General features: G+C 68.9%; 15 protein-coding genes. 11 read left to right on the top strand and 4 right to left on the bottom strand.

Annotation, left to right across the window (positions count from 1 at the left end):
* Positions 1 to 352: 352 nt before the first annotated feature.
* The 6 genes from AB0H78_RS08400 (at position 353) to AB0H78_RS08375 (ending at position 8,163) form a co-directional block, all read left to right on the top strand.
* A complete protein-coding gene (locus AB0H78_RS08400; protein ID WP_363233497.1) occupies positions 353 to 1,471 on the top strand; it encodes a DegT/DnrJ/EryC1/StrS family aminotransferase in 1,119 nt (372 codons plus the stop codon).
* The gene (locus AB0H78_RS08395; RefSeq protein WP_363233496.1) at positions 1,468 to 2,481 is read left to right on the top strand and encodes a Gfo/Idh/MocA family oxidoreductase; all 1,014 of its coding nucleotides are present in this window, start codon (positions 1,468 to 1,470) and stop codon (positions 2,479 to 2,481) included. The genes AB0H78_RS08400 and AB0H78_RS08395 overlap by 4 nt, the downstream gene beginning before the upstream one ends.
* A complete protein-coding gene (locus AB0H78_RS08390; protein WP_363233495.1) occupies positions 2,471 to 4,036 on the top strand; it encodes a glycosyltransferase family 4 protein in 1,566 nt (521 codons plus the stop codon). Before AB0H78_RS08395 ends, AB0H78_RS08390 begins: the two co-directional genes overlap by 11 nt.
* Complete coding sequence (locus tag AB0H78_RS08385) at positions 4,033 to 5,676, top strand: glycosyltransferase (protein ID WP_363233494.1); 1,644 nt, start codon at positions 4,033 to 4,035, stop codon at positions 5,674 to 5,676. The genes AB0H78_RS08390 and AB0H78_RS08385 overlap by 4 nt, the downstream gene beginning before the upstream one ends.
* 6 nt (positions 5,677 to 5,682) lie before the next feature.
* Complete coding sequence (locus AB0H78_RS08380; RefSeq protein WP_363233493.1) at positions 5,683 to 6,966, top strand: nucleotide sugar dehydrogenase; 1,284 nt, start codon at positions 5,683 to 5,685, stop codon at positions 6,964 to 6,966.
* 147 nt (positions 6,967 to 7,113) lie between these two features.
* Positions 7,114 to 8,163: an acyltransferase family protein gene (locus AB0H78_RS08375; protein ID WP_363234072.1), complete on the top strand. Its 1,050-nt coding sequence runs from the start codon at positions 7,114 to 7,116 to the stop codon at positions 8,161 to 8,163.
* Here the strand turns inward: AB0H78_RS08375 and AB0H78_RS08370 are convergent.
* From AB0H78_RS08370 to AB0H78_RS08355, 4 genes are all read right to left on the bottom strand, one after another.
* The gene (locus tag AB0H78_RS08370; protein WP_363233492.1) at positions 8,144 to 9,676 is read right to left on the bottom strand and encodes a N,N-dimethylformamidase beta subunit family domain-containing protein; all 1,533 of its coding nucleotides are present in this window, start codon (positions 9,674 to 9,676) and stop codon (positions 8,144 to 8,146) included. The genes AB0H78_RS08375 and AB0H78_RS08370 overlap by 20 nt on opposite strands.
* A gap of 145 nt (positions 9,677 to 9,821) precedes the next feature.
* Complete coding sequence (locus tag AB0H78_RS08365) at positions 9,822 to 10,421, bottom strand: acyltransferase (RefSeq protein ID WP_363233491.1); 600 nt, start codon at positions 10,419 to 10,421, stop codon at positions 9,822 to 9,824.
* Positions 10,418 to 12,022 carry a hypothetical protein gene (locus AB0H78_RS08360; protein ID WP_363233490.1) on the bottom strand — a complete coding sequence of 535 codons (1,605 nt, stop codon included), beginning with the start codon at positions 12,020 to 12,022 and terminating at the stop codon, positions 10,418 to 10,420. Before AB0H78_RS08360 ends, AB0H78_RS08365 begins: the two co-directional genes overlap by 4 nt.
* On the bottom strand, positions 11,997 to 13,268 hold the full coding sequence (locus AB0H78_RS08355) for a hypothetical protein (RefSeq protein WP_363233489.1): 1,272 nt from the start codon (positions 13,266 to 13,268) through the stop codon (positions 11,997 to 11,999). The genes AB0H78_RS08360 and AB0H78_RS08355 overlap by 26 nt, the downstream gene beginning before the upstream one ends.
* A gap of 272 nt (positions 13,269 to 13,540) precedes the next feature.
* On the opposite strand from AB0H78_RS08355, the gene rplU reads away from it, so the two are divergent.
* The 5 genes from rplU (at position 13,541) to AB0H78_RS08330 (ending at position 19,840) form a co-directional block, all read left to right on the top strand.
* Positions 13,541 to 13,861, top strand: coding sequence for a 50S ribosomal protein L21 (gene rplU, locus AB0H78_RS08350; protein ID WP_363233488.1), 321 nt, complete (start codon positions 13,541 to 13,543; stop codon positions 13,859 to 13,861).
* Positions 13,862 to 13,877: 16 nt separating this feature from the next.
* Positions 13,878 to 14,141 carry a 50S ribosomal protein L27 gene (gene rpmA, locus AB0H78_RS08345; RefSeq protein WP_329117224.1) on the top strand — a complete coding sequence of 88 codons (264 nt, stop codon included), beginning with the start codon at positions 13,878 to 13,880 and terminating at the stop codon, positions 14,139 to 14,141.
* 145 nt (positions 14,142 to 14,286) lie between these two features.
* Positions 14,287 to 15,723 carry a GTPase ObgE gene (obgE, locus tag AB0H78_RS08340; protein ID WP_363233487.1) on the top strand — a complete coding sequence of 479 codons (1,437 nt, stop codon included), beginning with the start codon at positions 14,287 to 14,289 and terminating at the stop codon, positions 15,721 to 15,723.
* A gap of 373 nt (positions 15,724 to 16,096) precedes the next feature.
* A complete protein-coding gene (locus AB0H78_RS08335) occupies positions 16,097 to 17,599 on the top strand; it encodes a bifunctional cytidylyltransferase/SDR family oxidoreductase (protein ID WP_363233486.1) in 1,503 nt (500 codons plus the stop codon).
* A 129-nt stretch (positions 17,600 to 17,728) separates the two neighbouring features.
* On the top strand, positions 17,729 to 19,840 hold the full coding sequence (locus tag AB0H78_RS08330) for a hypothetical protein (RefSeq protein WP_363233485.1): 2,112 nt from the start codon (positions 17,729 to 17,731) through the stop codon (positions 19,838 to 19,840).
* Positions 19,841 to 19,860 lie beyond the last annotated feature (20 nt).

Below are 19,860 nucleotides of genomic sequence, written 5' to 3'. Positions count from 1 at the left end.
AGTGACGAAGAGGTGCGGTGCCCTGTGGGGGACCGCACCTCTTCGGCGTTCTCCGTGGTTTTGCCCTTTACCTCCACGAAACCTGCTATGAAAACCCTGATAATGTGTCGCCGATCGCTGCCGCCTGTGGTTTGGCCACGGATACTCCGATCGGGCGGGCCGGGTCGTTTCACCACAGACCGGCCCAAAAGACCCTGCGCAGGTCATCCCCTTTGGGGGGAGTGGGTGGTTTGTGCGCAAAAAATTGGTACAGAGTCGGCCATGCGCCGGGGGTAGCAGGGCCTCGTCAGACGTCCGACCGCCTCGAAACCTTTGCCATTCACAGCTCTTGCGGTGTTGAAGGAGGACGTCCATGTCGAGCGTTATCAGGGAGCCGATCCCTGCTGCCCGGCCAGTGATCGGCGAAGAGGAGATCGAGGCCGCCGTACGCGTACTGCGCAGCGGCCGCGTCGTCCAGGGCCCCGAAGTGGCCGCCTTCGAGGAAGGTTTCTCCGAGCTGGTCGACGGCCGTCACTGCGTCGCCGTCAACTCGGGCACCTCTGCCCTCCACCTTCTTCTGCTCGCCCTGGGCATCGGACCCGGTGACGAGGTCATCGTCCCGTCCTTCTCCTTCGCGGCCTCCGCCAACGCGGTCCGCCTGGTCGGCGCCGACGTCGTCTTCGCCGACATCGAGCCCGGCAGCTTCGGCCTGGACCCGGCCGCCGTCGAGGCGGCGATCACGCCGCGCACCGCCGCGATCATGCCGGTCCACCTGTACGGCCACCCGGCCGCGATGGACAAGCTCATGCCGATCGCGCAGAAGCACAAGCTCGCGGTCGTGGAGGACGCCTGCCAGGCGCACACCGCGGCTCTGAACGGCACGCCGGTCGGCGCCTTCGGCGACGGCGGCACCTTCAGCTTCTACCCGACCAAGAACATGCACTCCCTCGAGGGCGGCATGGTCACCACCGCCGACGCGGAGATCGCGCGCACGCTGCGGCTGCTCCGTAACCAGGGCATGGAGCAGCGGTACGCCAACGAGATCGTCGGCGCCAACATGCGCATGACGGACGTCTCGGCCGCCGTCGGCCGCGTACAGCTCGGCAAGGTGCTCGGCTGGACCGCGCAGCGCCAGGCGAACGCCGCCTACCTCGACCAGCACATCACCGCTCCGGCCGTCACCACGCCGCCGCTCGCCGAGGGTGTGCGGCACGCGTACCACCAGTACACCGTTCGTATACAGGGCGACCGCGACGCCGCGATGGCGAAGCTCTCCGAGGCGGGCATCGGCAACGCCGTGTACTACCCGACCCCGATCCACCGCCTGAAGCCGTACTGGGAGCCGGACCAGAAGGCCGGCCGCAGCTGGGACCTGCCCGAGACGGAGCGCGCCGCGGCCGAGGTCGTCTCGCTGCCGGTGCACCCTTCGCTCTCCGCGGACGACCTGGAGCGCATCGCCGCTGCCGTGAACGAGCTGGGGGACAACCAGTGACCGCACCTCTCAGAGCCGGACTCGTCGGCCTCGGCTCGATGGGCCGCCACCACGCACGCGTGCTGGCCGGTCTCGAGGGCGTGGAGCTGATCGGCGTCGTCGACCCGATGGGCGACAAGAACGGCTGGGCGCAGGGTGCCCCCGTGCTGTCGACCGTCGAGGAACTGCTCGAACTCGGCATCGACTACGCGGTGGTGGCCTGCCCCACCGCACTGCACGAAGAGGTCGGCCTCAAGCTCGCCGAAGCCGGCGTCTGCGCGCTGATCGAGAAGCCCGTCGCCGACACTGTCGAGGGCGCCCGCCGCCTCGTCGAGGCTTTCGAGACCCGCGGCCTGGTCGCCGGCGTCGGCCACATCGAGCGCTGCAACCCGGCGCTGCGGTCCCTGCGCACCCGTCTGGAGGCGGGCGAGCTGGGTGAGGTCTTCCAGGTGGTCACCCGCCGTCAGGGCCCCTTCCCGCATCGCATCGCCGACGTCGGCGTGGTCAAGGACCTCGCGACGCACGACATCGACCTGACGGGCTGGGTGACCGGACAGCAGTACGTCTCGATCTCCGCCCACACCGTCCACAAGAGCGGCCGCGCGCACGAGGACATGGTCTCCGCGGTGGGCCTGCTCACCGACGGCACCATGGTCAACCACCTCGTCAACTGGCTGAGCCCGCTCAAGGAGCGCTTCACCTCGGTCACCGGCGAGCGCGGCACCTTCATCGCCGACACCCTCACCGCGGACCTGACGTTCCACTCGAACGCCGCCGTGGCGACGGAGTGGGAGGCGCTGCAGGCGTTCCGCGGAGTCTCCGAGGGCGACATGATCCGCTACGCGATCCCCAAGCGCGAGCCGCTGCTGGTCGAGCACGAGCTCTTCCGCGATGCGGTACGCGGCGAGGACCGGGACATCTGCACACTGCGCGACGGACTGCGTACGGTCGAGGTGGCCGCGGCGGTGCTGGAATCCGCCAAGACCGGAATGACGGTCCAGACGAGGGAACCCGCATCTGATGGCGTCTGAAAATCTCCCGGAGCCGCGCGTCGGCAGCCGCGGCCGGATCGTCATGCTGGTCGACAACGGCGTGAACGGCGACTCCCGGGTGCAGAAGGAGGCACGTTCGGCGGCAGATGCCGGCTGGGACGTGATCCTTCTCGGCAAGTCTCCGGGCAAGAGCGAGCAGACCTGGAAGCTCGGCGACGCCGAGGTCCGGCTGATCCCGGTGCCCGGGCCGATGAACAGGCGGCGCTACGAGTACCGCCGCGCGCCGCTGCGCGCCCCGCTCGCGTACCGCCCCGGTCCGCTGGCCGGCTACCGCAAGCAGAAGATGAAGGCCTGGCGGGCCGATCTCAACATCCGCCTCATCGAGGCGACTTCGGCCAAGTCGTCCGTGGGCAAGGCACGCCTTGTGGTGCCCCGGATCAGTGCCAAGGTGCTCAGCGGCTGGGTCGGAGCGCGCCACCGGCAGACGCGCGCGCTGGACAAGCGCCGCAAGCAGATGGACGCACCGCTCGACCGGTTCACCACGTCCATGTGGCAGCGGCTGATGGGGGAGCGGGCCTGGCGCAAGCTCGACCCCTTCCTGCTCGACATGGAGCTCGCCTACGGCAAGGTGATCGACGAGCTGAAGCCCGATCTGATCCACGCCAACGACTTCCGGATGCTGGGCGTCGGCGCGCGTGCCACGCTGCGGGCGCGTGCGCGCAAGCGTGACGTCAAGCTCGTCTGGGACGCGCACGAGTTCCTGCCGGGCATCAAGCCCTGGAGCCCGCACCCGCGCTGGCACGTCGCGCAGATCCTTCACGAGCAGTCGTACGCCAAGTACGCCGACGCCGTGACGACCGTCTCCGCGACCCTCGCCGACATGCTGGTCGAGCGGCACGGTCTCGGTGCCACGCCCGAGGTCGTGCTCAACGCCCCCGACGCGGAGGTCTCGCCCGAGCAGGCCGCCGAGCCCGTACCGGATCTGCGCGAGCTGTGCGGTATCGGTCCGGACGTGCCGCTCTCCGTGTACAGCGGTGCGGCGGCCCCGCAGCGCGGTCTCGACATCATGGTCGAGTCGCTGCCGCGGATACCGGAACTGCACGTCGCCTTCGTGGTGCTGCGTCCGACCTCGGCGTACATGACGGAACTGGCGGACCGCGCCCAGGAGTTGGGTGTCGCGGACCGGGTGCACATCCTTCCGTACGTGCCGCACTACCAGGTCGTGCCCTTCCTCTCCACGGCGGACTTCGGGGTCATCCCGATCCATCACTGGCCGAACCACGAGATCGCGCTGATCACGAAGTTCTTCGAGTACTCGCACGCACGACTGCCGTTCGTGGTCAGCGATGTGAAGACGATGGGCGAGATGGTCGCGAAGACCGGTCAGGGCGAGGTCTTCAAGGCCGAGGACGTGGACGACTACGTCCGCGCGGCGACGGCGGTACTGGCGGAACCGAAGAAGTACCGGGACGTCTACGACGAACCGGGACTGCTCGACCAGTGGACGTGGGAAGCCCAGGCCTTGGTGCTCGACAGCGTGTACTCGAGGCTGCTTCCCGGAGGTAAGCGCAAGAGTGCCGAGGTGACACCGTGAGCACCACCCCCGTGGTTCCCGATGTGACGGTCGTCGTGGCCGTGTACAACACGATGCCGTACCTGACCGAGTGCCTGAACTCGCTCGTCGGCCAGAGCATCGGCCTCGACCGCCTTCAGGTCGTCGCCGTCGACGACGGCTCGACCGACGACAGCGGCGCCGAGCTCGACCGCTTCGCCGAGCGTTACCCGGACACCGTCAAGGTGATCCACCAGGCCAACTCCGGTGGACCCGCGGTGCCGAGCAACAGGGCTCTGGAGCAGGCGACGGGGCGCTATGTCTACTTCATCGGCTCCGACGACTATCTGGGCGAAGAGGCGCTGCAGCGGATGGTGGCCTGCGCCGACGAGAACGGTTCCGACGTCGTGGTCGGCAAGATGGTCGGCACCAACGGCCGTTATGTGCGCCAGTCGCTCTACAAGGAGAACGACCCGGACGTCAGTCTGTACGGCAAGGAACTGCCCTTCGCGCTCGCCAACACCAAGCTCTTCCGGCGTGAGCTCGTGGAGCAGCACAAGCTGCGCTTCCCCGAGGACGTCCCGGTCGGCAGCGACCAGCCGTTCACCATCGAGGCATGTGTCCGCGCCCGCAAGATCTCCGTGGTCGCGGACTACACCTGCTACTACGCGGTGAAGCGAGGCGACGCCAGCAACATCACCTACCGGGCCAATCACCTGGCCCGGCTGCGCTGCACCGCGAAGATCATGGACCACACGGCCGGGCTGATCGAGGCAGGTCCCCACCGCGACGCCATATTCAAGCGCCACTTCAAGTGGGAACTGTCCAAGCTGATCCACAAGGACTTCCCCGACCTGGACGCGGAGACGCGGGACGAGGTCTGCGCGGGCATCAAGCGCCTGGCCGACGCCTATCTGACGGACGGGATCAGCGACTGGCTGGGTGTCCAGCAGCGCGCCCGCCTGCGGCTGGCCCAGGCCGGCGCCGTCGATGAGCTCTGCCGTGCGATCACGGAGGAGTACGCCCTCGGTGCGCCCGCGTTCCACCTGGAGGGCGACCGGGCCTTCGCCCGCTATCCCGGCTTCCGGGACCCCCGGCTCGGCCTGAAGGACCGGGACTTCGAACTCGTGGGCGAGAAGGTTCCCGGCCGGCTCGCCGCAGGCACGGAGCTGCTCGAATCGGGCTGGGAGCAGGACGGCGATGAGCTGTCGCTCTCCCTCGTCATACGGGCAGGGGTGACCGGCGACACGGAATCCCTGGTCGTCCGCCTCGCTCAGGGCGCGATGCCCGCGAGCGCCGACAAGGCGCGGGCCCGAAGGCTGCCCGACGGGCATGAACTCGCCGCTGCCGAGGGCCGGTTCGGTCATGAGCCCGCGGACGGGGACACGGCCACGATCCTGCGGGCCCGCATCCCCCTGCAGCGGCAGTCCATGTCGCGAGGGGTGCGCGTCTATGTGGACGTCGCGGGTTCCACGTACGAGATCCCGGTGCGCGGCCAGGACCTGCCGATGCCGCTCGCACGACGCTGGGGGCGCGGTGCGAATCCGTACCGGGCCGCGGTGACCGTCAACGCCAAGGGCCGCATGGTGCTCGCCACCGGTCCGCTCTACCTGCCCAAGACACCGTTGGGGTCGCGACTGCGCTCCCTGCTGACCCGCGCCACGCGCTCCAAGAGGAAGTAACTCCCTATGAACATCTGTGTAGTCGCCCTCGGCAAGATCGGACTGCCGCTCGCCGTGCAGTTCGCCGCCAAGGGCCACCGGGTGATCGGCGCCGACGTCAACGAGAAGGTCGTCGAGCTGGTCAACGCCGGCACCGAACCCTTCCCGGGCGAGCACGACCTCGACGTCAAGCTCAAGGAGACGGTCGGCGCGGGGCTGCTCACCGCCACGACCGACACCACGGCCGCGGTCGCCCAGTCCGACGCCGTCGTGGTCGTCGTGCCGCTCTTCGTCGACGCCGAGGGCACGCCCGACTTCGGCTGGATGGACTCCGCCACCAAGGCGATCGCGGCCGGCCTCAAGCCGGGCACGCTCGTCTCGTACGAGACCACCCTGCCGGTCGGCACCACCCGCACCCGCTGGGCCCCGATGCTGGAAGAGGGCTCGGGCCTCACGGCGGGCGAGGACTTCCACCTGGTGTTCTCCCCCGAGCGCGTACTGACCGGGCGGGTCTTCGCCGACCTGCGCCGCTACCCCAAGCTGGTCGGCGGCATCGACGAGGCCTCGGCCGCCCACGGCGTCGAGTTCTACGAGGCCGTGCTGGACTTCGACGTACGCGAGGACCTGCCGCGCCCCAACGGCGTCTGGGACCTGGGCACCGCCGAGGCCTCCGAGCTCGCCAAGCTCGCCGAGACGACGTACCGCGACGTCAACATCGGTCTGGCGAACCAGTTCGCGCGCTTCGCCGACCAGCAGAACATCGATGTCCTGAAGGTCATCGAGGCCTGCAACTCGCAGCCGTACAGCCACATCCACCAGCCGGGCATCGCCGTCGGCGGCCACTGCATCCCGATCTACCCGCGGATGTACCTGTGGAACGACCCGACGGCGACCGTCGTCCGCTCGGCGCGTGAGGCGAATGCCGAGATGCCCGGGTACGCGGTCGACCTGCTGGCCGCCGCCTACGGCGACCTGACCGGCGCCGGTGTCCTGGTGCTGGGTGCCGCCTACCGTGGCGGAGTCAAGGAGACGGCCTTCTCCGGCGTCTTCCCGACGGTCGAGGCGCTCAAGGCGCGGGGCGCGACGGTCTATGTCTCGGATCCGATGTACACGGCCGACGAGCTCACCGCGCACGGGCTGACCCCGCACGCCGGCGAGACCGTCACCGCCGCGATCCTCCAGGCCGACCACGCGGAGTACCGCGAACTGGCCGCCACCGACCTGCCGGACGTCCGCGTCCTGGTCGACGGCCGCCGCACCACGGACCCGGCCCGCTGGGAAGGCGTGCGCCGCGTCGTCATCGGCGGCTGATCCCCGCCACCGGCGAAGGGCCGGATACACCGGGCAATTCCGGTGTATCCGGCCCTTCGCACAGGTGCATGACAGCGGGGGCACAGCGGCGGCTAGGGTGCCCGAGTGGCCCCTGTGACTTCACCGATACCGCACGCGCGCACCGCCGTGACGCCCTCGACGCCTTCGGCCGGTCGTCCGGCGAAGCGGCGTGACCCGTTCTTCGACAACGCGAAGTACCTGGCGATCGTTCTGGTGGCGATCGGCCACTCCTGGGAGCCCCTGCCCGGAGGCGGACGCATCGTCGAGGCGCTGTACACCGTCGTCTACGCCTTCCACATGCCGGTGTTCATCATCGTCGCGGGCTATTTCTCCCGCGGTTTCGATCTGCGGCGGGACCGGGTGTGGAGGCTGGTCACCAGCCTTGTGGTGCCGTACGCGGTCTTCGAAGTGGCCTATACGCTCTTCCACCGCGCGACCAAGGACGGCTCGTTCCCCTTCACCCCGGCCGACCCGTACTGGCTGCTCTGGTTCCTGCCCGCGCTCTTCCTCTGGCGCCTGACCACGCCGTTCTGGCAGCAGGTCCGGTGGCCCGTGGCCGTGTCCCTCGGCGTGGCGGCGCTCGCCACGATGGCGACCGGTGTCGGCGACGATCTGCAACTCCAGCGGGTGCTGCAGTTCCTGCCGTTCTACGTCCTGGGGCTGAACCTGGAGCCGCGCCACTTCGCGCTGGTCCGCCGCTGGAGCGTGCGGATCGCCGCCGTGCCCGTCTGCCTCCTCGCGCTGGCGGTGTCGTACTGGGCGGCCCCCCGTATGACGACGTCGTGGTTCTTCCACCGCTACAGCGCCCACGAACTGGGGTCGCCCGCCTGGATGGGCGCCCTGATGACCCTGGTCCTCTTCGGCTGCGCACTGATCCTCAGCGCGTGCTTCCTCGCCTGGGTGCCCGGCCGCCGGCTGTGGATGACCGGCCTGGGCGCCGGCACCGTCTACGGCTATCTGCTGCACGGGTTCGTCATCCGGGGCGCGGCCAACCTCGGCTGGTACGACAGGGCTTCGCTCGCGACCCCGCTGGGCGAGGTCGCGGTGACGCTGGCGGCGGCGACGGTCGTGACGCTGCTGTGCACCCGGCCCGTACGCCGTGTCATGCGGTACGCGGTGGAGCCGGGGATGGAGTGGGCGCGGCGGCGGAACACCCCTACTGCTGAGCGGGCTTGACCATCCGGTCGAGGAGGTTCTTGGTCACCTTGCCCACCTGTTCGCTCGGCAGTCTCTTGTCCATGAGCGCCAGGGACCAGAAGAAGGTGCCGGCGGCGAAGCGCAGCACGCCGTGCTTGTTCTCGCTGATGCAGGTGGACTGGAGGTTGTTCGGCGGCTGATCCGGCCGCTTGTCGATGTACGGCGAGTGGGACAGCAGGGTGCGGCGGTAGCCGGTGGGGCTGGGCATCAGCGGGTCGTACCCGTCGGCCTCTATGCCCACCAGGTAAGGGAGTTCGTCGCCGTCGCGCAGGCCGGTCCCGGCCCAGATCCAGTGGTCGCTCTTGCGTACGACCAGCGGTACGGGTGTCTTCACGATCCCGTTGTACTGCGTCCCGATCACGCCCTGCTCGGCCAGGCTCCCGTCGTCGATGACCTTGCGCCACCGGATGGTCGCACCGGTCGTGTCGAGCTCCGGATCGTTGTCCTTCTTGAAGCAGGCGACCACGCGTCCGGCCGTTCCGCGCGCCGATGCTTCCAGCCGGACATGGAAATAGATGTTGTTGGATGCGAAAAAGGCGAGATGGGTTCCGTCCGCATCGGACTTCTTTATGGAATCCACCATCGGCTTCGACCAGTACTCGTCATGGCCGGGGAAGACCACGGCCTTGTAGCGCGACGTGTCCACGCGACCCTGGTGAAGGTCGATGCTGCTCGCATAGGTGACGTCGTAACCGTGGCCTTCCGCCCACTGGGCGAAACCCGCGTCCAGTTCGAACCAGGCAGGAATTCCCGAGTGGTGGTACGGCCGGTCGAAGGAGACCTTGGCGGCGCGCTCCGGGGCGCCGCCCAGATTGCCCGGGCTCTTGTACCCCTTGTAGAGGCTCTTGCCGGTACGCCCGTTCAACGGCCAGATGTTGTAGGCCTGGTACGTGGTGAACGGGACGACCACCAGGATGTCCGAGCGGCGCCCGGTGTCCCGTACGACGAAGGGGGTGTACCCGCGGTACCCGTCCTCGGCGGTGAACACGGCCAGATAGAGGCCGGACGTCCACGCCTGGGGAATGTGCAGCCGCCAGGAGGAGGGCCAGTCGCAGGCGATGAGACCGGTGCCGGCCGCGGCTTCGGGGATGGCGCGCCGGTGTCCGTCCAGTGCGGGGCTGCTTGCCAACGGTTCGGTCCCGGAAGGCTGTTGCCGGCCTATGCGGTGCACCGCCACGGTGAACTTCTGCGGACGGTCGACCGAGACATGGAAATCCACGGCTCCGCCACGGGCCACCGAGGTGGCCGAGGCGTAGCCGTGTATCCCGGGCTTGCGGTCGTTGGTGAGGTGTGTCCCCGCCTGGGGTATTCCCCACGAATTGAGCAGCTTCCGCGCGTCTCTTGAGCCGGGTGCGCGAAATGCGGTCGCAGGCCGTGACGGTGACTGTGCCGCCGCCTCCGACTTCTTTCCGCCCCTGAAGGTGTAACCGGCAAGTGCCGCAGTACTGACGCCGAACACACCCAGAGCGGTGCGACGCGATTTCCGGTCCATGAGATCTGCCCCCCGTTGAGACGGAGGGTCACTCCCTGCACGTCGTCCCAAGAATGGGACGAGTGTACGAGATGTGAATGTCCGGTAACGGAGGCCTTGGGCGGAATCAATCATTCCTTAATCAAGTCGATGGGAAACCGATGGGTTAGCCCTCTACGAGGGTGTCCGATCCGGTCTCGCGGTACAGCGCACCGGTCTTCGGGCACTCCCACAGGCCCGGTTCGCCCTCGCGCTCGACCAACTTCACTCCGGCGCGGCCGACCCAGCCGACGCGGCGGGCCGGAACACCGACGACCAGGCCGAAGTCGGGGACGTCCTTGGTCACCACGGCACCGGCGGCGACCAGGGCCCACCGGCCGATGTGGACCGGAGCGACGGCGACCGAACGGGCGCCGAGTGAGGCCCCTTCGGCGATCTTCACGGCGACGGCCTCCCAGTCGCCGCCGCGCTTCTGCTTGCCGTCGGGGTCGACCGAGCGGGGGTTGTGGTCGTTGGTGAGCACCACGGCGGGACCGATGAAGACGCCGTCCGCGAGTTCGGCGGGTTCGTAGACGAGGGCGTAGTTCTGGATTTTTACGTTGTTGCCGATCTGCACGCCGGGCCCGACGTACGCGCCGCGGCCGACCACGCATCCCTCGCCGAGGCTGACCTTTTCACGGATCTGAGCGAGCTCCCAGACGCTGCTGCCGGAACCGATCTCGGCCGTCTCGTCGACCTGGGCGGTGGGCTGGACCCTGTAGTTCACTTAATTTCTGCCTTTCCGGGGGCGTCGTCGACTGGTGAGTTTACGTTCGCCTCCGCACCCAGCAGCAGCTCGTCGAAACGGCTGCTCACCACCGCCTCCCAGTCCCAGGCGGCCATCGCGTGCGCGGCGGCCGCGGCCCCGGCGCTGCGCCAGCCCTCCTCCGAAGCCGTCGTCGCGAGGATCCGCTCCGCGGCCTGGGCGGGTGTGGTGACGACCCAGTCGGCGGGGAAGACCGTGCGGGCGCCGTGTTCCGCGCCGGCAAAAAACGGCCAGTCGCGCACCACGGGCACGGCGGCGCTCGCCGCCCCTTCGACGACGCTGAGCGGCCATCCTTCGCGTACGGACGAATTGAGCAGGGTGCCGATCCGCGTCAGCGCGCCCGGCACATCGGCGGTATGCCCGACCCGGGTGACCGCGCCGGCCGCTTCGAGCGGTGCGAGCTCCTCCAGGAACAGCTCGTGATAGGCGCGGGTGGCAGGGCTGCTCTCGGGGTCCGGGAGTCCCCCCACGAGCTGGAGCCGGTAGCGCGGATCCCGCTTGCGTACGAGCCGCAGCACTTCCAGCGCCCAGCGTGCGTCCTTGGCCACCTGGCCGACGCCGACGAGACCGATGGTGAAGCGGGCCTCCGGCGGCTTGGGCAGCGCGAACCGGGGCAACTCGACGGCGTTGGCGACGACATGGGTCCGCGGTCCGCCGGGCTTCTTCAGCCGGGGCACCGCCTCCACCGCCAGGTCCCGCAGATGTTCGCTGACGAACACCAGGTCGTCCACCCGCGAGAAGCCGGTGATCTGCGGCCAGTACGTGAACGCCTCGAAGCTGTGCAGCCGCACGATCACGCGGGTCGTCCCCGGATCGACCAGGGTGAAGAACCCCGCCGCCGCCGTGGACCATTCGACGAACACGACGTCGGCCCAGTCCAGATGGGGGCGCAGTACGGCTTCGGCCTGCCGCCCGTATGCGGCCTGGCCGCCGAGCGAGCGCTCGATCATCCGGCCCATCCCCTTGGCCAGCGGCGCGAGTCGGGGATCGGATGCGGTGTCGAGGGTGCGGATCTTGGTGCCGGGGTGCTCGGTGAAGTGGCTGGTGATCAGCGGGAGGAAGTTGGCGTTGCTGCTGTACGCGAAGAGCACGCGCACCGGGCGGTCGGTGGGGAGCGGAGCAGCAGGCTCACGCCGTGTGCGCCTGGTCTGTACGGCCGTGATGGTCCGGCTCCGGCGCAGGGGAGCGGAGAACCGGGAGGGCGACTCGGCCAGGGGCGAGGAGAGCCCGTTGAAGTGGGCCACCTTGTGAGAGGCGAGCAGCAGCGCCTTGGCGGCGGAGGCCGCCGCTTCCTTGACGCGGCCCGCGGCGAAGTGTTCGTCCGCGCAGACGAGCTCGGCGGCGTAGGCCTGGATCAGATGGCGAGGTGTCTCGCCCCGGGAGAGCTGGGCCTCGGCGGCCTCCGCGAGCACGTCGGCCTTGAGCCGCGTGTCGTTTATACGGTGCCCTGAGACCCCCACGATCCGCTCCGCGATGAACGGCCGTCTGGCGCGAGGCACGCGCGCGATTGCCCTGCGGGCGACGTTGGCCAGGAGTTCATCGGGAATCTGCGGCATCGGCACGGGACGGCTCCACGGTTGAGGCGGGACCTCGGACCGTACGGGCCATACGGCCCGATGAAAAGTCCGGCAGGGAGAGGACGATCAGCGGCGCCCCGAGCACCACGGGAACCCACATCAGCACGCCGAGCCGGTCGGCTTCCTGGGCCAGCGGGTGGGCGGTGATCTGCGAGACGCCGGTGAGGAACGCGGCGCAGGCGAGCGGGGTCAGACCGCGGCCGTACCGCCACAGCGCCCAGATCGCAGCCGCCGTCAGTACGAGGAAGAAGGGCATCGCGGTCTGCTCGGCCAGCCAGTGCCGCCAGTACGTCAGACCGAGGTCGGCGAGGCGGGACCAGGGGTCGGGCACTTTGGGGGAGCGGAAGTGGCGGGTGAAGGTGTCCTGCAGGGTGACCTGCGTGGACGGCAGGTCGAGCAGCCTCATCGTGAGCGCCACGACAGCCGCGCCGGCGCCCGCCACCGCGGTCAGCAGCAGGGCGCCCCTGGACCGGCGTACACACCAGGTGATGAACGCCGTCGCCGCGATCAGCGCGGCGAGGACCAGGGCCGTGGAGTATCGGGTGACCGTGCAGGCGGCGAGGGAGCCGGCGAACAGCAGCACCCCGGGCAGGGGCCGCTTGTTCATCAGCAGCAGCCCGCCCCAGATCACGCCGAGGACGCAGACCGTCACCAGTCCCTCGCTGAGCGCCTGCAGGCTCCACCAGCCGAGAGGCGTGACGAGGAAGGCGATCTGGCCGAGAACGGCGGCGGGAGGCGGGAGCCCGGCGCTGCGCAGCACTCCGAGCACGAGCAGCGAACCGGCCAGGGCCAGGACCACCCCCAGCACCCGCATTCCGTCCAGCACCCCGAAGGCCGCGATGAACGGGGCGGCGAGGAGCGGATAGCCCGGGCGCGAGGAGAAGATCGCCTGGTATCTGGAGTCACCCGTGGTGATGTCCGGCGCGTCCGCCCAGCGTGCGACACAGGCGCTCGCGCTCCCGGTGGACGGCTGCCCGGTGGCCAGGGGGTCGAGGCGGTGCGTCGCCGCGGCCGCATCGGCGCGGCTCGCGCAGTACGCCGCCAGCGCGGTGCGGTGTGCTTCGGCCCTGGAGGCGCCGAGGTGCTGCTCCGCGGACCTGGCGTAGCGGTAGGAGTCGGGATAGAGCGTCCACGAGGATCCGGCCGCGAACTGCAGCAGTACGTACACCCCGCAGACGATCAGGGGCAGAAGCAGCCAGGGGCGACCGGAAAAGGCGGCGGGGCGTGGCATGGACGGACCTCATAAGTGCGCGCGCGAGAGGGCCAGTCCAGTATGGCGACCGCCTCAGGTCAAACCGGGGCGCACAGCCTGGTTTGACCCCCCGGACCGGGCCCCGTAACCTGGACCGTCGGCGTGTTTCCCTAAGCGTCGCACCTTTGAGCAACTCACCTCCCGGCGATTCTCGCGGGGGAGGCCGTCCATCCAATCCGGATCGTCGTGGGCTTCTGGCCTGCGCGGGCGGCTGGCTTCAGAGGTACCGGTTCCGAGCGAAAGAGAGATCCGTGTACGCCATCGTGCGCAGCGGTGGTCGTCAGCACAAGGTTGCTGTCGACGACATCGTTGAGGTTGACAAGATTCCCACCGCCCAGGTTGGCGACACCGTAGAGCTCTCTACGCTGCTCGTTGTCGACGGCGACGCTGTGACCAGCGACCCGTGGGTCCTGGCCGGTATCAAGGTCACGGCCGAGGTCGTGGACCACCACAAGGGCCAGAAGATCGACATTCTTCGCTACAAGAACAAGACCGGCTACCGCCGTCGCCAGGGCCACCGCCAGCAGTACACGGCGATCAAGGTCACCGGCATCCCCGCGGCTGCGAAGTAAGGGAAGGGACTGAGACATGGCACACAAGAAGGGCGCATCTTCCACTCGGAACGGGCGCGATTCCAATGCTCAGCGGCTCGGCGTGAAGCGCTTCGGCGGTCAGGTCGTGCTTGCCGGTGAGATCCTGGTCCGCCAGCGCGGCACCCACTTCCACCCGGGCACGGGCGTCGGTCGCGGTGGCGACGACACCCTGTTCGCGCTGAACGCCGGTGCGGTCGAGTTCGGCACGCACCGTGGCCGCAAGGTCGTCAACATCGTTCCGGTCGTCGCCGCAGCCTGATTTCGGGCCGCGTCACTGCTGTAGAGCGATAGTCGAAGGCGGACCAGGTTTCCCGTTGTGCACTGCGCAGCGGGAATACCGGTCCGCCTTTGTCGTGTTATAGACGTTTGAACCCCTGTTTTTCCCTGTTCCTGGAGGCACACCCATGACCACCTTCGTGGACCGCGTCGAGCTGTATGCCGCCGCGGGTAGCGGAGGCCACGGCTGCGCCTCCGTACACCGTGAGAAGTTCAAGCCGCTCGGTGGACCCGACGGCGGCAACGGCGGGCGCGGCGGCGACGTGATCCTCGTCGTCGATCAGGCCGTGACGACTCTGCTCGACTATCACCACTCGCCGCACCGCAAGGCCACCAACGGCCAGCCGGGCGCCGGCGACAACCGCTCCGGCAAGGACGGGCAGGACCTGGTCCTGCCCGTGCCGGACGGGACGGTCATCCTCGACAAGGACGGCAATGTACTGGCCGACCTCGTCGGTCAGGGCACGACCTTCGTCGCCGGTCAGGGCGGGCGAGGGGGCCTGGGCAACCACGCGCTGGCCTCCGCGCGGCGCAAGGCGCCCGGGTTCGCGCTGCTCGGTGAGCCCGGCGAGTCCCGGGACATCGTCCTGGAGCTCAAGACCGTCGCCGACGTGGCGCTGGTCGGATACCCGAGCGCGGGCAAGTCCTCGCTGATCTCGGTGCTGAGCGCCGCCAAGCCGAAGATCGCGGACTACCCGTTCACGACCCTGGTCCCGAACCTCGGTGTCGTCACCGCGGGCTCGACCGTCTACACCATCGCCGATGTGCCGGGGCTCATCCCCGGTGCCAGCCAGGGCAAGGGCCTCGGCCTGGAGTTCCTGCGGCACGTCGAGCGCTGCTCGGTGCTCGTACACGTACTGGACACGGCGACGCTCGAGTCCGAGCGCGACCCGGTCTCCGACCTCGATGTCATCGAGGCCGAGCTGAAGCAGTACGGCGGGCTCGACGACCGGCCGCGCATCGTCGTTCTCAACAAGATCGACATCCCGGACGGGCAGGACCTGGCGGAGATGATCCGGCCGGAGCTGGAGGAGCGCGGGTACCAGGTCTTCGAGGTGTCGGCCGTCGCACGGACCGGCCTCAAGGAGCTGTCGTTCGCGCTCGCCGGCATCATCGCCGAGGCGCGTGCGGCCAAGCCGGCCGAGGAGGCGACTCGTATCGTCATCCGGCCCAAGGCCGTGGACGACTCGGGCTTCACCGTCGCGCTGGACGAAGAGGGCATCTACCGGGTGCGCGGCGAGAAGCCGGAGCGCTGGGTGCGCCAGACCGACTTCAACAACGACGAGGCCGTGGGCTACCTGGCCGACCGCCTCAACCGCCTCGGCGTCGAGACCGAGCTCCTCAAGGCCGGCGCGAAGTCCGGTGACGGGGTCGCGATCGGCTCGGACGAGAATTCCGTCGTCTTCGACTGGGAGCCGTCGATGACGGCCGGCGCCGAGATGCTGGGCCGCCGCGGCGAGGACCACCGCCTGGAGGCGCCGCGCCCCGCGACCACGCGTCGCAAGGACCGCGAGGCGGAGCGGGACGAGTCGCAGAAGGAATACGACGAGTTCAAGCCCTTCTAGGCCGAGCCCGGCGGACGGAGTCCGGCGCAGCCGCTCGAAGCGTGTGAGGCCCCTCCGGGGCCGAGCGCTGCGAGGGGGGCGTGGAGGAGTGGTCCGCGAGGCGGAGCGGGACGAGTCGCAGAAGGAATACGACGAGTTCAAGCCCTTCCAGCAGGGGCTTGTCCTGGATGTCCGGTTCATTGCGATGAGCCGGGCATCCATGGATGTGGCGTCAGTCACGCCCTGTGGTGACGGTGATCGGGGTGCTGCCCTGACCAGGGGGTGAACGCCCGGTATCGCAAGGGTTGTGGGCGGTTGGCGTCCGCCTTGCGAGACGGTCACGGAGAGTGCGACGATCGCACTTGTTCCCTCGTCATCGCAAGGTAGGTCGTCTGTGTCTGTGCAGCACAAAGCAACCAAGCCCCGCACTACAGCAGTCGTGCTGGCCGGTGGTACCGGTCAGCGCGTGGGTCTGTCCATCCCCAAGCAGCTGCTGAAGATCGCCGGCAAGGCTGTCATCGAGCACACGCTCTCGATCTTCCAGAATGCCGAAGACATCGACGACGTGATCGTGCTGATGGCGCCGGGCTATGTGCCGGACGTCGAGAAGATCGTCGCCAAGGCGGGGCTGACCAAGGTCACCCGGATCATCGAGGGCGGCTCGACCCGCAACGAGACCACCGAGCGTGCCATCTCGGCCCTCGGCGAGGGGCTCGCGGAGGGCGAGGACCGCAACGTCCTCTTCCATGACGCGGTCCGTCCGCTGCTGTCGCAGCGCGTGATCAAGGACTGTGTGGACGCGCTGGAGCGCTACCAGGCCGTCGACGTCGCCATCCCGTCCGCGGACACGATCATCGTGACCCGTACGCACGGTGAGGACGGCGAGTTCATCACCGAGGTCCCCGACCGCTCCCGGCTGCGCCGCGGCCAGACCCCGCAGGCCTTCAAGCTCTCCACGATCCGCAGGGCGTACGAGATCGCCGACGGAGACCCGAACTTCCAGGCGACCGACGACTGCACCGTGGTCCTGAAGTACCTGCCCGACGTGCCGATCTACGTCGTCGCGGGCGACGAGTACAACATGAAGGTCACCCAGCCCGTCGACGTCTTCATCGCCGACAAGCTCTTCCAGCTGGCCTCCACCGCCGCCCCCCGCCAGGCCGACGAGGCCGCCTACCGCGAACTGCTCGCAGGCAAGACGCTGGTCGTCTTCGGCGGTTCGTACGGCATCGGCGCGGACATCGCGGACCTCGCCAAGAGCTACGGCGCCAGCGTCTACGCCCTGGGCCGCTCCACCACCGGCACCCATGTCGACAACCCGGAGCATGTCGACGACGCGCTCTCCAAGGCGTACGCCGAGACCGGCCGCGTCGACTTCGTCGTCAACACCGCGGGCGTCCTGCGTATCGGCAAGCTGGCCGAGACCGACAACGCCACCATCGAAGAGGCGCTGCGCGTCAACTACCTGGCGCCGGTGCAGATCGCCCGCGCCTCGTACAAGTACCTGGCCGAGACCCAGGGCCAGCTGCTGCTCTACACCTCCTCCAGCTACACCCGCGGCCGCGCCGAGTACAGCCTGTACTCCTCCACCAAGGCCGCCATGGTCAACCTCACCCAGGCGCTGTCCGACGAGTGGGCCGCGGACTCGATCCGGGTGAACTGCGTCAATCCCGAGCGCACCGCCACGCCGATGCGCACCAAGGCGTTCGGCCAGGAGCCCGAGGGCTCCCTGCTGTCCTCCGAGGCGGTGGCCCGCACCTCCCTCGACGTGCTGCTCTCCGAGCTCACGGGCCACGTCATCGACGTACGGCAGCAGGACCCGACGCGCGAGGCGAGCGAGACCTCCGACTTCGAAGCAGCCCTGGCCTCGGTCCTGGACCGACAGGAAGATGTGTAATAATCGCTGAATTAGTGAATTCATCGGGCCTTTGTGATCGCTTCCCGCGCCGATCGCAGAGGCCCGAATTCGTGAAGCTCCACCTTCACATAACCCACAAAGTGTGACCCCCCTGGAGCAGGTTTCTAAGTGATTTCGACAGCCATTCGACTGGCCCGTGTGGGCAGTGGCGCAGAGCTCGTTGCCGCAGTCCTCATGGGGCTGGGCTACCCGTGCGTGATGATCGCCGCGCTGATTCCGAATATCTGGTTCTTCGCCGCGGCCACCGTCGTGACGTATGCCGCCGACTGGTATCTGCACCAGCGCGGCAGTTATCTCATCAACCGTCTGGCCAAGGTGCGGGCCGGGCTGTCGATCCGCTTTCTGCTGCGTGAGCTGCTGCTCATCCTGCTGCTCGCGCGCCTGGACCTCGCCGAGACGAACGTCTACTACGCGGCGGTCGCCTGCTTCCTGGTCTTCTACGGCATCCAGGCGGCCCACGGCACCCTGACCACCCTCATCCGGCTGCGCCGGACCATGCCGGTGGTCACCCGCAACGTGGACCTCGCCGGGATCCGTATCCCGCCCGCACCGCCGAACAGCCTGCTCGACCGCGCAGCCGAGAAGGTGCTCCACCTCGACATCTTCGCGGTCGCCGGACTCCTGATCGCGGCCCAGGCCGGCAACCACACCTACGGATACGTCGGCATCGGCCTCACCCTGGGCCTCGGCGCGCTCTACATCGCCGTACTGCTGCCGTACATCCGCAAGGGCCGCCGGGTGCCCGGTGCCCCCGCGGTGCTGAAGGTCATCGACAAGTGGCTGACCGAGTACCGGCCCACCGTGGTGCTGTACTTCTCGGGCTCGAAGGAATCCGCCTACCAGGCCAACATGTGGCTGGAGACGATGAGCCGCGTCGAGGGCCGGCCGCTGATCATCCTGCGCGAGCGCAACATCGTCCCGCAGCTCGGCTCGACCGCGGTGCCGGTCATCTGTGTGCCGGGCGGGGTGCACCTGATGAACATGAACCTCTCCACGGTGCGCGTGGCGCTGTACGCCGCCAACGTCGGCAAGAACATCCACCTGCTCCGGGTGCCCAGCATGAAGCACGTCTTCATCGGGCACGGCGACAGCGACAAGCTCGCCAGCGTCAACCCGTTCAGCAAGGTGTACGACGAGGTGTGGACCGCGGGCCGGGCCGGCCGCGACCGTTACGCCCTGGCCGATGTCGGCGTGCGCGACGAGGACATCGTCGAGGTGGGCCGCCCGCAGCTGGCGCCCATCGCGACCTGGACCGGCGCCCCCAGGCGCACCGTCCCGACCGTGCTGTACGCCCCCACCTGGGAGGGCTGGGACGACAACCCGGGCAACACCTCCCTGCTGCTGGCCGGCGAGAACATCGTCAAGCGGCTGCTCGCCGCCGACCGGCCCGTACGGGTGCTCTACAAGCCGCACCCCTTCACCGGCACCCGCAGCGCCAAGGCCGCCGGCGCCCACGCCCGTATCACCGCGATGGTGGAGAAGGCCGCGGCCGAGCGGGCCACCGACGCCCGCTGGGCCAAGGAGGCCGCCGCGGGACAGGGCGACCGTGTCGCGGCCCAGGCCGAACTGGTCCGCATCCGGGCCAGGCTGGCCGAGCTGGCCGGTGCGGTGGAGAACGCGGGCGACGAGGCCGAGGAATCGCGCGTCGCGCTCGCCGACCCGGCCCGCGAAGAGGAGATCGCCACCCTCAAGAGGCAGTGGAACGCGGCGTACTGGGACTCGTTCGGGTGGTGGGAGCACAAGGTCGTCACCGGCGCCGAGCCCCATCTCTACGACTGCTTCAACGAGTCCGACGGCATGGTCTCCGACATCTCCAGCGTCGTCTCGGACTTCATCGCGAGCGGCAAGCCGTACGCGGTCACCGACTCCGCCGAGCTGGGCGTCGACGAGTTCAAGCGGCAGAACACCGCCGTGCGCGCCGCCGTCATCCTCTCCAACTCGGCAGTGGAGATCGACGCGCTGCTCGACGCGATCAACGGCTCGGCCACCGACCCGCTGGCCGGCGAGCGGCGCGAGCTGAAGCAGTACCTGCTCGGCCCGGACGAGCCGACGTCGATGGAGCAGTTCAACGCTGCGGTACGCGACCTGGCCGTCAAGGCGGAGGGGCGCAACCAGCGTCTGGAGCAGCGGGCCGCGGAACCCCTCGCGGCCCCGGGTCTCAACGACTCCGACACCACCGGGGTCGACGCCACCGGGGTCGACACAGCCGTCGCAGGCTGAACGAAATATAACGCTGTGTG

It is taken from the genome of Streptomyces sp. NPDC050738 (assembly GCF_040654175.1).
GTDB lineage: Bacteria > Actinomycetota > Actinomycetes > Streptomycetales > Streptomycetaceae > Streptomyces.
Note: the sequence above shows the minus strand (reverse complement) of the source record. Positions and strands in the feature narration are given on the sequence as shown.